Genomic DNA, 14,594 nt, shown 5'->3' with positions numbered 1-14,594 from the left:
TTACAAATTAATCATTTTAAAGCCGCAATAGTGAAAAATATTCAAATAACGATTTTTTTGAATAAAAAACACCTAATAAAAATCACTTTAAAAGAGTAATAACACACATAACCTTTACAAATAAGTACATATAACACTCGCTGACAACTTCATATAAATAAAAATTTATATATGAACAATTATAAACTGCAAAAAATTGACTTAAAAAACAACTGAAAATTTAACAAATAAAAACCAATGTTAATAACTAAAATATATAAGAAAAACTAAATGTAAAAACACCTCAGTAAATCATTTAAAGGGCCTTTGTAATTAATACCAAAAAACACAATAAAAGTTCTTCAGGTTATTTCAAGTTGCTTATTTTACAGTGAGTTAGCTCCTTTTAATAAAATAATCAGCATGCAATAATCGCCGCCCTCATAAAAAAAGTTATAGGGCTTTATCCAAATACAAACTGCATTTGGATAAAACTACATTGTATTTAATTACTATAAAATGTTCTCTGGGAATCAAATGAAACGTCATAATTTACTTTCTACTAGCATTAAATGTGCATTAATTACTGCTGCTGCAACAGCAAGTAATTCTGTGCTTGCACAAGATGAGCAAGCAACAAAAATTGAACGTGTTGAAGTAACGGGTTCACGTATTTTACGTGAAGGTGCGATTGCGCCTGCACCGGTTACAGTTATCAGTGGCGAGCAGCTAATGAACACTGGCGCTGTAAACATTGGTGAAGCGCTAAATAACTTACCTGCACTTGGCAATACATATTCTATGGCTAACTCAGGCCGTTTTATTGGTACTGCGGGTTTAAATATTCTTGATTTACGTAACATGGGTACAGATCGTACTTTGGTACTTGTAAATGGCAAGCGTCATGTATCAAGCTCTGCAGGTTCTCAATCTGTAGATACCAACACTATTCCAAGTGTATGGGTTGAACGTGTAGAGATAATTACTGGTGGTGCATCTGCTGTATACGGTGCTGATGCGGTAACAGGTGTTGTTAACTTTATATTAAAAGACAACATTGAAGGCATGGATTTTAGCGTTACACGTGGTTTTGCCGATCTAAACAGCTACAACAACGAAAAAGCAACCTTCTCGTACGGCTCTAATTTTGATAACGACCGTGGTAATGCAGCTTTTGCTATAGAGTACTCAGGCCAAGATTCATTAAATGCGCTTGATCACCCTTGGACTAGCACATCTTTTAGAAGCTTACATAATCAAGCACAAACTGATAGCAATAAAGATAGTAGTGCTTTTCCGGATGACATTTTAACGCCGAACGCCGGTCTTTATGCTATTAATAACGCGGGTGTTTACGCACTTGAAAATACTTTATTTACCAATAGCTTTAACCCTGATGGCAGTGCGCGTGACTTATACATAGGCGATAACGTTGATGGCACAGCATGCGCTAACTGTGACTTTTTTAACTTAGGCCAGTTTGAAGAGATTCAGCCTGAGTTTGAACGTTACAACGTAAATTTTAAAGTTAACTACGATGTTACCGACGACTTAAACGTTTACTTTGATGCTAAATATGTAAATAGCCAAGGCGAAAGCATTGGCCAACCAGCATATTTCTACCGCGACGATGAAAACAGCATTAGAATTGACAACCCTTACCTAGACCCAGCCATCAAAGCGCGCATGGAAGACCAAGGTGTTGATTCGATAATGGTTAACCGCATGATGAGTGACCTCGGCCGTCGTATAGAAAACAACACCCGTGAAACAACACGTTTTGTTACCGGCTTAAAAGGCACTGTATTTGATGATTGGGAATTAGATACCTCTATAGTATACGGCCAAACTGATCTAGAGCGTGAAAACGGCGCTAACATGATTTTAGCTAATTACTTTAATGCGCTTGATGCCTTTGAAGATACAAATGGTAATGTTGTTTGTCGTAGTGCAGCAGCCCAAGCTGATGGCTGTGTGCCTGTAAATATTATGGGGTTTGGTGCGCCATCTCAACAAGCCATTGATTACATTAATACGGTATCTGTTGGCACTTCAACTATTAAGCAAACAGTTATTTCTGGCTCACTTGCTAATGGTGCTATTTTTGAATTACCAGCGGGCTATGTAGGTGTTGCATTTGGTGCTGAGTACCGTAAAGAAGAAAGCGAAACTAAAGAGCCTGATAACGCAGAAGGTACGTTTTTCAACGCACTGGGCGAAGATAAGGGCTCGTTTAATGTTCGCGAAGTATTCTTTGAAGCGTCTATGCCAATTTTAACTGACTTACCGCTTATCCAAGATTTAGTATTTGATACAGCAGTACGCCATGCTGATTACAGCACTATTGGTGATGCCACAAGCTGGAAACTAGGCCTTGATTGGACTGTAAATGATGAGCTACGCGTGCGTGTAACACAATCTGCAGCGCTTCGAGCTCCTAATATTAGTGAAGTATTTGGTGCACCGAGCCAAACTTTTTATGGTGTTGACGACCCATGTCGCGCCGAAAACCTAGGTGATTTATCAAACGGAGCAACTCGCACAGCTAACTGCGCTGCATTGGGTGTAGCACAGGATTTTAACTCAGATTACGATTCTGCTTCATTAGATGGTTTAACCAGCGGTAACCGTGATGTAAAAGGTGAAGAATCGACAAGTACAACTGTCGGTATTGTTTACCAACCAGAGTTTTTAGAAAATGCGTTACTTACTATTGATTACTGGGAAATTGAACTTGAAGATGCAATTGACACAATTGACGCGCAAGACATTCTTGATCGCTGTGTAGATAGCAAAACAGGTATTAATAACCAATACTGTAATTTAATTACTCGCGATGCAAGCGGCCAGATTTCACTTATTCAAAACTCAGTGCTAAACGTTGCAGGGCAAAAAGCATCTGGGGTAGACTTTGAACTAGGTTACGATTTTGACGCGCTTGAAGGCAGTTTTAAAACCCGCTTAATTGGTACTTACTTAATTGAACGTAAAGACTACCCATTCCAAGACGATCCTAGCTCGTATATCGAGTATGCAGGTACGACCGGTGAAGCTAAATGGCAAACTAACCTGTCAGTAAGCTATGTTATGGATAACTTTTTCTCAACAGTTGAAACACGCTTTTTAAGTGAAGTAGAGCTATACACTAATGTTGAACTTGATAGCAACCCTAACCCAAGTAATCAAATGTCTTACGGTAAATACTTTATTACCGATATGACAGTCGGTTATAACTTCGATAGCGGTTTAGGCGTTAAAGTAGGTGTTGATAACGTATTTAACCGTAAACTTCCGTACGGTTCACGTGGTACAAGCGCGGGTAGCGCAAGTTACGATAACATTGGCCGTTTTGGCTACATTAACTTAAGCTACAGCTTATAATTAGTAACAACGTTATTGATTAAATTAAAGGCTCGCACTGCGAGCCTTTTTATATCAATCCTCTTAATTAAGTGATCAATTTTGAGGATTGGTATTATTGCGCCTTATTTAATATTACTCAGCCACACGCTTTGGTATGGTTCTAGCTCTATTGTTAATTGGCTTTCTTCAATCGTTTTATCTGCCACCAAATCAAACCACTTTTGGGTGTTAATTAAGTTTAAGTCGGCCAATGTGAGCGTTTGTGGTTTATCGCTAATGTTATAAACACAAAATATGCTTTGGCGACGGTCTATACTTTGTCTCCAAAAACCAAACAACCCACCCGCTAAATGCAAAGTAAATTGCGTTGCGTTAGGATGAAAAGCCCCCTGCTTTTTACGTACTGCCAATAAGCCTTTTATGCCATTAAACACTTTATGATGATGACTATACTTTTCACCAATTGCCGCCAGTAACTTTGACTCTTGCCAACGATGGCGATTTATAGCACGGTTATGCTGTGAATTTTCAAAACGTTCGTAATCGTTAGTTGTACCCAACAAACTGTGAATATAAAGCCCTGGGATACCTTCAAGCGCAAACATAATTGCGTGAGCACACATAAATCGCTCAAGGCCAAACTTGTCGGGGCCATTATGCGTACCTTGCATTGCATCAAATAACGCAATATTTAGCTCGTATGGTGTATGTGTGCCATCGTTACTGGTACGCATAGATACACGACCACCAAACTGCATGGTTGTACTTACTAATGACGCCACTTCGCTAGGTTGTAGTAAACCTTCAATTGGTCTGAGCCCTATTCCATCGTGCGAGGCTATAAAGTTAAAGTATGCCGTACCATTTTGCGCAGGCGGCATACTCATCATCCAATGTTTGAGCGCTGCACTATCACCACTTAATAATGTATGTAGCAACAATGGCGGCAAGGCAAAGTTATAAATACTGTGCGCTTCATTAGCGTTACCAAAGTACGATAAGTTCTCTTGGTTTGGAATATTAGTTTCGGTAATAATAACTACGCTTGGCTCTGTGTGCTCAATAAGTGTTCGCATTAGCCTTACTGCTTCATGTGTTTGCGGTAAGTTAATGCAACTTGTATTGAGTTGTTTCCATAAAAAAGCGACCGCATCGAGTCTAAACAAACGTACGCCATTGTCTAAATAATGACGAATTATTCCCACAAACTCTTTAAGCACATCGGGATTACCAAAATCAAAATCGACCTGATCGTGACTAAACGTACACCATACGTGCTTTTCGCCGCTTGGCGTTGTTACAGTATTTAATAACGATGAGGTTCGCGGACGTACAACTTGGCTTAAATCATCCGTTAAACTCGCCGTTTTAAAGTAGTCTTTACCCGGGTGTAAATCGTTTAAGAAGTTCTCAAACCATACGCTTCTGCTTGAGCAATGGTTAATAACTAAATCTGCCATTAGCTTTACGTCTTTAGCGATATTTTGAATATCACCCCAATCACCTAATGACTCATTAACTTGCACGTAGTTCATTACCGCAAAGCCTTCGTCTGAGCTGTACGGGTAAAATGGCAATATATGCAGGGCATTAAGCTGCATATCACATTGCTCTTTTATAAACCTGTGTAGCGTTTTAAGCGGCGCTTCTATTGGGCTTGATACTGCAAATTCACTATCATCGTGTTTAATAATTGAGTCGCCATAGGCAATCAATACTATATCTTGCTCATCCCATCGGTTTGTATGGGGTGTAGGGTCGCGCAGTGCATTGCTACCTAATATAATTTTAATAAGTTGCTGAGCAAGCTCAGTAACCGATAAAGGCAGCTCAACACCTTCATAAATAATATGAAGATGTTGCTCTACTCGTTGTAAAAATAATTCGCTAACTGAAATCACATGCGCCCCTAATATTTATTGTTTAGACTTATAGGCTAGTTAACCTGCGCGCAGGTTAACTATATTCTTCGTTATCTAGCTCTACGGCTTCTTTTAAGCGCTCAAGTACGTCTGGCATTGCTGATACAACACGGTTCCAACTTGGCACAAATGGCGCTTCCATTGGGTTTTCTAAAAAGTGTTGCCCTGCTTCCATAATATTTTGCGCAAACATTTCTACTGCTTTTTCTTCTTGGTGTACATCAAGCGTTAGCCCGTTCATTAACGCATCGTTGTGATAGGTTTCAATAAAATCTAGACCGATACGGTAGTAAGTCGCTTTTAATGAACGAATTGTTTCGCTGGTAAAGGTAACGCCTTGTGTAGCCAGCTTTCTAAATAATGCCTTAGTAATATCAATCGACATTTTAGACAAGCCTGCGCTTTGGTCGTCAAGTGACAGTTCTTGGTGCTTATGATCATAGTTATCAGCGATATCTACTTGGCACAAGCGGTTATGGGAGTAGTTACGATACATTTCGCTAAGCACGCCAATTTCAAGGCCCCAGTCACTTGGAATGCGAATATCATTTAATACATCGCGTCTAAACGAAAACTCCCCTGCTAATGGGTATCTAAACGAATCCATGTATTCAAGGTAGTCTGTATTACCTAAAATTGTTTTAAACGAGCGAAGTAATGGCGTTACTAATAAGCGTGATACACGGCCATTAATTTTTCCATTAGCAGTACGCGGGTAAAATCCTTTACAAAATTCATAGTTAAAACGCGGATGCGCAACAGGGTAAATTAAACGCGCAAGTAAGCTTCTGTCGTAGGTTAAAATATCGCAATCATGCAGCGCGATAGACTCTACTTCTGCTGTTGCTAATTTATAGCCCATGCAATACCAAACATTACGGCCTTTACCAAGCTCGCGAGGTGCAACCCCTAGCTCTTGTAATTCTTTATCGAGTGCTTGTAAGCGTGGGCCATCGTTCCATAATACTTTGTGGTTTTGGTTTAGCTCTTTAAAAAAGCCAAGTGCATGGCGGTACTGTGCTTCGTCGGCTCTATCTAAGCCTATAGTGATTTGTGATAAATAAGGTACTTCACGCAACTCACTAACTATATTTTGCAGCGCAGGGCCTTCAAGCTCACTAAATAACGAAGGAAGTATTAATCCCATTGGGCGCTGCTTACTAAAAGTAAGTAGCTCTTTTTCTAGATCTTCAATTGGTCTGTCGGCAATGTTATGTAATGTAGTAATAATGCCATTTTGATAAAAATCAGCCATGAGACTTTTGCTCCTCAGAAATACTTAAAATACTGCTAATGCACGGCAACGATGTTATTTCTTCAATCCAGCCCAGCGGTGCTGGCGATTGAGAGTATCGTGCTTTGTTGTGCGACAATTTAACCGGCTTTTTACTCGCCGGGTTGGCGATAATAATGGCGATATTTGCATGCTCTAACATTTGCTTATCGTTATCGCTATCACCAAGTGCAATGACCGTGAGAGGCTTTCTGAAATGATGGGTAAATTGTTTAACTAACCACTGCTGTGCAGCGCTTTTATCGGTATTTTTAGCAATATGAATGAAGCGCCCACCAATTTTTATATCGTAACCGAGTGCTTCTACATCATTTACAAAGGCGGTGAGTAATTCGTCGTTGCCATACCAATAAAGAGGGTCTGAATAATCGCGTGTTTGTGCACGTCTTGCTTGTGCATCGTCTAGCCCGGTAAGCTCTGATATTTGCTCACTCGATAAGTCGCTAAACAATTTGTAATGCGCTTTGTAATCGGCATTTAAGGTATTTAAATCCTGTAATAAACTCGATAATGGCTTTGCCATAGCATAACACCAGTAAGCGCCTACTTTTTTACAACCGATAGGCTTAAGTTCAAAATAGTCTTCTGGAATAAATACTGCTGCGCCGTTCTCTACAATAAAAGGCTGTTGAATATTTAAATCATTTTTAAGCTCAATGACTTCGCAAAAAGTTTTACTGGTATTAAACACCACCGGAATATGCGCATTTTGCAGCTGCTGTAATAACTCACTGATATTATTTGTATTATAATCAGCGTGATCGAGTAATGTGCCATCCAAATCTGTAAAAATAATTGGCTGGAGGGTGTCATCACTTGTTAGATGCATACCGCTAATATCGCGGTTGCTATCAAGCTCAATTAAAGCGTTTGCTTTAGCGCTCAGTGTGTTTAAGTTCTCACGCGTAATACGCTCAAAATGAGAAATAAAATACACCAATTGCTCGTTAGTCATGGTGCCTGAGCCTTCACCTTTTTTGGCTATTAGCTTTTGTTCTTGCTCTTGTCGCCATGTAAAAACATCACTAAAACTCGGTGCTTTTAGCATAACGGTATAATCAATTAGGTTAAAAACGGCTTTATATTCGTTTGCTAAACAGCTGTTTATACAGCGGCGCCAAACGCCTTCTTTATCAAATTGTTGCTCTAATTCGTTAAGCGGTTCACTCAATGAAAACAGTGGTTGTGGCTCACTACCTACGCACCACCCTTCTAAAATAATAATATCAACGGGCTTTTTGTTTGTCAGCCAATCACTTGCTGGCACGCAGTCGTCTTCGTGTTTATTAAAACGTGGAAGCGGTATGTTTACCTCACCTGCAAGTAAGTTAGTTATTGTGCTATTCATTAACGCTACGTCGTGAGTACCCGGTACTCCGCGAGTAGTAAAAAGAGGATGTACATCTTTGGCAAGCTCAGTACGTGCTTGTTTTGCTAAATAAAAGTCATCAATCGACAATGCAACACTATTAAACGGGGTGTTTTTAGAAAACCAGGTAACTAAAAAATCAGCGAGTGTTGTTTTTCCTGAGCCTTGGCATCCATTTATGGCAACAAAAATAGGAGTATTTGTTTTTTTAGATTCGAGGATGTCATGCGCGAGCGGAACAAAATATTGCTCACTCAAATATTGATACTTTAAAGGCAGTTGGTGTTTTGCTAAAAACGGGGTTATATCCACAATATTGGCCTCTGACATAGTTACTCCTTTGCATACAATGCGTCTGGGAGTTAAATGCAGGTACTAGACCATTATTATTTTTATATATTTATTAATAGGTTAAAAAAATAGCGCATTCAAAATGCGCCATTATGGTGCAATCTATTTACCTAATGTACAAAATTAAACTTTTTCAGGTTCTGCTTTTGGTAATACTAAGTTAAGTACTATTCCTAAAATAGCGCAGAGGCTTACGCCCTCTAAACTAAATTGGCTGCCACCAATATGCATACCACCAATACCGCACACCAAAATAAGTGCAACAATACTTAAGTTACGCGGCGCAGTTAAATCATCGCCCGACTTAACCAGTGTATTTAAACCCACTACAGCAATAGAGCCAAAAAGTAGGATCATAATGCCGCCCATTACAGGTACAGGAATAGTTTGCAAACCAGATCCCATTTTAGCTACAAACGCTAAAATAATGGCAATAACGGCTGTCCACATCATTACTTTAGGATTGAAGTTTTTGGTAAGCATTACAGCGCCCGTAACTTCTGAATATGTAGTGTTAGGCGGGCCACCAAATAATGATGCAGCAGACGTCGCAAGGCCATCACCAAATAAAGTGCGGTGAAGCCCAGGCTTTTTCAAAAAGTCTTTATTGGTTACTTGGCTAATAGCCATCATGTCGCCAATGTGTTCAATTGCAGGTGCTATTGCTACAGGTACCATAAACAAAATAGCCTGCCATTTAAACTCAGGCCAAGTGAAGTTTGGTACAGCAAACCACTGCGCGTTAGTCACTGCGTCAAATTGCACAACGCCCATACCAAGCGATAAACAATAACCCGCTACAACCCCTGCTAATATAGGTATAAGCTTAAATACGCCTTTTCCCCATACTGCAAAAATAAGCGTAACCACTAACGAGAACAACGATATATAAATAGCGCTAGTGTAATCAATAATTTGAATACTGCCGTCGCCACTTTTACCCATCGCCATATTTACAGCAACAGGCGCAAGCGCAAGACCAATAACCATAATTACTGGGCCTACAACAACAGGCGGTAAAATTTTATGAAGCGTTGCAACACCTTTAAATTTTACTAATAAGCTTAAAAGCATATAAGCAAAGCCTGCAACCATTAAGCCGCCCATAGTGGCCGGTACGCCCCACATTTGCACAGCGGCAATAATAGGAGCAATAAAGGCAAACGATGAAGCTAAAAATATAGGCACTTGGCCTTTAGTCACTACCTGAAACAGCAAAGTACCAATGCCTGCGGTAAAAAGCGCAACATTAGGATCCAAGCCCGTTAAAAGCGGCACTAATACCAGCGCACCAAATGCTACAAACAGCATTTGCGCGCCCGTTAAAATAGTTTTTATTGAAAAGGTGTCATTATTTTGCACTTAAGACTCCTAAACAGTACCGAATATTTTGTCGCCCGCATCGCCTAAACCAGGGATAATATAGCCCTTTTCGTTTAAGTGGCTATCTACTGAGGCTGTAAATATTTCTACATCTGGATGTGCTGTAAGTGTTTTTTCCACACCTTCTGGTGCAGCTACTAATACAATTACTTTGATTTCTTTACAGCCTGCTTTTTTAAGCATATCGATTGTGGCAATCATTGAGCCACCTGTTGCAAGCATAGGGTCAATAACTAAGCTTAAGCGCTCATCAATATTACCAACAAGCTTTTCAAAATATGGTACTGGTTCTAGTGTTTCTTCGTTACGTTCAAGACCAACCACACTTACTTTAGCCGCTGGTAATAACTGCATAACACCGTCCATCATGCCAAGACCAGCGCGTAAAATAGGCACTACGGTAATTTTTTTACCTTTGATATGCTCTACTTTTAATTTATTGCCATCCCAGCCTGTAATTTCGTTATCTTCTAACTGTAGGTTTTTAGTTGCTTCGTAAGTTAATAAGGTTCCAACTTCAGAACATAATTCACGAAAGCTTTTAGTACTAATACCATGCGCTCGCATTAGGCCTAGTTTATGTTGAACAAGAGGGTGAGAAATAACGTGAATTGCCATGATATAAACCTACTGATACAAGAATTTGCAGTATTTTATATTAAAAAAGGTCATTTGACCTGTAGTTTTAAAGAGATTTTCATACATCGTGCCAAAATGTATTGTTTTGCCTGATATTTATGCAAGCAATCAACCCGTTGTGTTTATTAAATGTTACTCGCTAACCAGCTATTTACTTGCTGTTGCATATAACTATTTATTTTTTGGTGCTCGGGGCTCCAGCCAGCTAAAAATCGATAAAAGTCAGCCCATGCAGCAGGCCATAAAGCGAGCCAATCTTCAGCTATTTTAACTGCTGGTGCTGTAGGATGATAAGTAGTAATAGCAGCCTTTAAATTATCAAAATAATACGCAAGATACTCATCAGCGCACTCGTGTAATTGTGCATCACTTAAGCAACTGGTCATAAAATACATTACATCAATTATCCCAGAACCTGCACCTATATACTGAAAATCATAACCGAGTATTTTATCGTGCTCATTTGCTGCAAAGTTAGCAAGTTTTGCATCGCCATGAATTAGCGTTTTATACGCACAACTTTGTAGTTGCTCATCTATTTTATGTGCAGCATTTTTAATATCGGACTTTTTATCAAGGTTATCTTTTAGTTTATTAAACTCATCTGGGCGCGTGCTTAAATGCCAGTAGTTGCCTTGCTGCCATAACCCTTCAGCGGGTTTACTTAAGTTAAACGCATGAAAGTGTGCAAGCCACTTTAATATAGCTTTCACATGTTGTGCCCCTGCTTGAGCAAACCCATGTTTGGTGAAATCCTTAAACACCAGCGCATATTCATCATCTTTATTAATTGCACCTATACATTCAATACTTTGCGCATGTACTGGTAAATACTGGCTATAAAGCTTATAAAAAGTGTATTCAACACTATATGAGTGCTGCTTTCTTTTAAGCGCAAATTCGCTTTGTTTAATTTTAGGATGGTGTATATAACTGGGTATTTTAATCGCTTTAATAACGCAGGCTTTATCATCAAGCTGGCACTGCACAATACTGCCACATCCACTCCAAAGTGATGTAAGCGTATCGCCAATTTCAATGTGCTTAAAGTGAGGTTGTAATAAAGGAATATAAAATGCCATAGCTATATTAAGTAATTAAGTTTTTTGTAGTTTAACATTAGTGGACGTTTTTAATAAAACTAAGGCATAAAAAAGCTCCACTTGGTTTTATACAAGTTTGTATTTAAATAGTGGCCAAAATCACTATGCCACTACACTTTGATTTTAAAATTAACTGGATAAAACCATGTCTTCCTAGGTTGAGTATATTTAGGCATTTTAGCCTCTTCAAAGTGATGAGGAGGTGTCCACTAAAACGGGTGAGGAGCAATGTCCTGCTTGAATGGTTTGTTATGTAACCTTTATACCACTTTCCTCAAAAAACTTTTCTAATTTACTTTTATTAATGTTTGATAGAAAAGCAAAAGATCTAAAGGTAATACCGACTTTAGATTTAAAGTCTATTAGGTGACCCAGCGGACCAAGATTATAGGAGCGTATTTCTTGAAGTGAATCAAGTGCAATGTCATCTTTAAAAAAGCCATAACCGTAAAAGTACAACCTATTTTGATGAATTTGAAAAACAGGCTTACTTAAGGCTCTAATAGACCAAACCCAAAAGATAAAACCAACACCAAATAAAATAATCAAAGTAAAATCTAAACGATAGTTAAGCAAGCTAAGTAATAATTCATCATCGCTCCTATTACGAGCCTCTAAGAAATAAACACCTAAAAAGGTTCCTATCGGAACTCCAGGTATTACCCAGATGTACATTAAGAATGCTTTCCACATTGGATAATGTTCTGTGGACGAGTTTCTCCAGAATTTCACGATTCTTCCTTGGTTACATAACGCTTTTCTAAGCGGCTAAAAATGGCTGGCTATAATAGCGAGGAACGAGCACAGCCAGCTGTTTGTGTCCGTTTAAGCAACTTGTTATACGTTTTTGCACATACTCTCTTCATGACTTCCGCTTAGATTCAGCTTGATATCCTTAAGCGTAGGTTTAGCATTTGAGATTGCCAAATAGGCATTAGCTAGAGTTTCTGGTTCTGCACAATAGTCTACATCTATGAGCACTGTTGAAAAATTTAATGACTTCAATTTCTTCTTTAGCTCAGCAAATGTTAGTTCTGTTTTGGAATTGCTAATTAAGTAATTTGATTCTTTTACATAAATAGTGATTGCTTCATCTGCAATTGCAGTAAAGGGCATTAACAAAAGCAGCGTTAATCCAAGAATGCTACGCATAAATCCTCCATGACGTATAACGCCGCCAGCGGTTTGGCTGTCCCTCTGGCTGGCTTTGTTATGGTTACGTTGTCTTATACACATACCAATTTCCAACGATATGCTCAATATAGATATAGTTATCGTCTGACATTATTGGCACTTCAGTTCCAGTTGGCACAAACAAATAACCAACTGAATTATCCAAAATTCCGCCTATATTGACGTCAACGATGCCACTAGTTGATTCGTATCCTACAAAATTAAAATTTAGATGTTTGGCAGATTCAGTGGCCTTTTCCTGACTCGTTTTAGCCTCCAACGCTATCGTATTTAGGCTATCAATATTCTTATGTAGAAACTCTTTAAGCTCGGAATCCAATTGCAAAGTAAGTAGCATATTCTGATATTGGTGCTCCTCTTCTTTTGTTCGATTAGCTTTGCTTTGAAACTCTTGCAAAGCCATAAAGAACAAACCTGGTAATGCTAGATTTCTGACGGCTGAAATTTTCCATCTGTTTTGGTCATATACTAAATAGATATACCAGTCTTGAGAGCTACCGTCCTTTGAGAGCAATACAGCATAAATCTCCCTTTTCGGATTTTTTTCAAGCGCCCTCACGCTAACCTCGATACCTTTGGGCAAACTCTCGCCCAAAGTAGGTTTATCTAGATAATGCTCCAACATTTCACCGGCATACACTTCTCTTTTATTTTTAATTCCATCTTGGCCAAAAAACTGTTTTACGAGACTAGACTCGTCTGCTAACGCAGCCAAAGGTAAAAACAATAGAACGATTAGAATTCGCACCAAACTTCCTTAGTATCCATAACGCCCGCCTAACACGCAATGTGTTGGCGTGGCTTTTTGCGTTGTTTGCCAAAACCATGACAACTTTACATTGTCGGAGTTTAGGCGTTTGTTAAGTGGCTGATACTCTTGACTTTACAGAGTCAAAACTTTCAACGCTAGTGTTAATTTTACCACCTAAATATATTATAACTTCTCTTGCTCCTGAACCGGCAGCGAGCTCCCGTAGTACACGGTCTTCTATAGAAGTTAAACCACCTTCAACTTTTTCAAGTTGGTGCATAATGATTCTTGGTGCAGGTCGAATTCTAGATTTATGGATTTGATATATTCCATGTTGAAGAATTTTTTCAGCAAGCATAAAGTCTGCAACAAATGATCTAGGGTGCTTAAAAGGGTTAGTTACTGTGATATTGGTAGCAGTTTCCCGTTTTGCTTCTGTTCCTATTGCCTTTATAACTTCACCTTTTTTTGTGTTTTCTACAGCGATATATGGCTCTTCTTCAAACTTTATAGCTGACGAAAAAACCTTAATTGAAATTTTGCTTTCACTTAACTCAACAAGTAAATCATTCGAGAAAAGACTTCTAAGATATGTGAACGATACTCTCGGCCTCCGAGCCACTTAACACCCACATAAGGGGCAGTAATGCGTGGGCTAAAATTTGGAGCGAAGCGACAGAGCCCACGCGTTACTGTCCCAGGGAGCTTGCGACCGACTTAATGTGATTGTTATACGCAAACACTATATGAGTCGAAAAACAGACTTTATTTGCTCATTGGATAATGGACCATACTTATCCTCACACATAAAACAGAAATGAGCACCTGCTGATTTACCAAGCTCTTGAAATAACCTTAACTCGGACGTCGTATAGCCGCCTTCAAAAGTTGGAATCAAATGGATAAGAAGAACTGGCTTATAAATTTTATGAATTAGCTGGCAATGTTTACTTAATACCTGCTTTAGAGAGCTTTCTAATGCCCTCCAATCACCGAGCAATGTTCGTGAGTTTGATAATTCATTGCACGAAGTAACTTCTTCATGCTCTTCACCAAATATTCGGCTCACAAATCGGTCTTGATAAACTTTAATGTAAATTTTTCTACGAAACTTCATCTTTGCGTATAACACTTTAGTATTTATGCGACACGCAGTTTGTGTTGCATAATCGCTTGTTGGACTGAGGCGCTACCTGCTCGGTGTGTCAGAGTTGGTGTTGTTTATGCTATGGGAATTTGCTTTTTA

At 39.0% G+C, this 14,594-nt stretch carries 11 protein-coding genes; 1 reads left to right on the top strand and 10 read right to left on the bottom strand.

Annotated features, from left to right (window positions below):
* Positions 1-516: 516 nt before the first annotated feature.
* Positions 517-3,360, top strand: coding sequence for a TonB-dependent receptor domain-containing protein (locus I6F44_RS16895; RefSeq protein ID WP_121955207.1), 2,844 nt, complete (start codon positions 517-519; stop codon positions 3,358-3,360).
* Between the two features lie 104 nt (positions 3,361-3,464).
* Here the strand turns inward: I6F44_RS16895 and I6F44_RS16890 are convergent, their stop codons facing one another.
* The 10 genes from I6F44_RS16890 to I6F44_RS16845 form a co-directional block, all read right to left on the bottom strand.
* Positions 3,465-5,243 carry a sugar phosphorylase gene (locus tag I6F44_RS16890; protein WP_121955208.1) on the bottom strand — a complete coding sequence of 593 codons (1,779 nt, stop codon included), beginning with the start codon at positions 5,241-5,243 and terminating at the stop codon, positions 3,465-3,467.
* 55 nt (positions 5,244-5,298) lie between these two features.
* Positions 5,299-6,519, bottom strand: a complete 1,221-nt coding sequence (locus I6F44_RS16885) for a glycosyl transferase (RefSeq protein WP_002958673.1) — start codon at positions 6,517-6,519, stop codon at positions 5,299-5,301.
* The gene (locus I6F44_RS16880) at positions 6,512-8,257 is read right to left on the bottom strand and encodes an HAD-IIB family hydrolase (protein ID WP_121955209.1); all 1,746 of its coding nucleotides are present in this window, start codon (positions 8,255-8,257) and stop codon (positions 6,512-6,514) included. The genes I6F44_RS16885 and I6F44_RS16880 overlap by 8 nt, the downstream gene beginning before the upstream one ends.
* Before the next feature lie 144 nt (positions 8,258-8,401).
* Positions 8,402-9,640 (bottom strand): uracil-xanthine permease family protein, encoded by a 1,239-nt coding sequence (locus I6F44_RS16875; RefSeq protein ID WP_007580880.1) that lies wholly within the window; start codon positions 9,638-9,640, stop codon positions 8,402-8,404.
* A gap of 9 nt (positions 9,641-9,649) precedes the next feature.
* Positions 9,650-10,279, bottom strand: coding sequence for a uracil phosphoribosyltransferase (upp, locus tag I6F44_RS16870; protein WP_002958676.1), 630 nt, complete (start codon positions 10,277-10,279; stop codon positions 9,650-9,652).
* 146 nt (positions 10,280-10,425) lie between these two features.
* Positions 10,426-11,382: an oxidoreductase family protein gene (locus I6F44_RS16865; RefSeq protein WP_121955210.1), complete on the bottom strand. Its 957-nt coding sequence runs from the start codon at positions 11,380-11,382 to the stop codon at positions 10,426-10,428.
* A 270-nt stretch (positions 11,383-11,652) separates the two neighbouring features.
* Positions 11,653-12,135, bottom strand: a complete 483-nt coding sequence (locus tag I6F44_RS16860; RefSeq protein WP_197174233.1) for a hypothetical protein — start codon at positions 12,133-12,135, stop codon at positions 11,653-11,655.
* A 105-nt stretch (positions 12,136-12,240) separates the two neighbouring features.
* Complete coding sequence (locus I6F44_RS16855; protein ID WP_231612867.1) at positions 12,241-12,639, bottom strand: hypothetical protein; 399 nt, start codon at positions 12,637-12,639, stop codon at positions 12,241-12,243.
* Positions 12,620-13,345, bottom strand: coding sequence for a hypothetical protein (locus I6F44_RS16850; protein WP_121955212.1), 726 nt, complete (start codon positions 13,343-13,345; stop codon positions 12,620-12,622). Before I6F44_RS16850 ends, I6F44_RS16855 begins: the two co-directional genes overlap by 20 nt.
* Before the next feature lie 112 nt (positions 13,346-13,457).
* A complete protein-coding gene (locus I6F44_RS16845) occupies positions 13,458-13,970 on the bottom strand; it encodes a rod shape-determining protein (protein ID WP_197174232.1) in 513 nt (170 codons plus the stop codon).
* Between the last annotated feature and the right edge of the window lie 624 nt (positions 13,971-14,594).

It is taken from the genome of Pseudoalteromonas sp. NZS11_1, from assembly GCF_015864275.1.
In the GTDB taxonomy this organism is placed as follows: Bacteria; Pseudomonadota; Gammaproteobacteria; order Enterobacterales; family Alteromonadaceae; genus Pseudoalteromonas; species Pseudoalteromonas arctica.
This window is presented reverse-complemented; position numbering and strand designations above follow the sequence as displayed.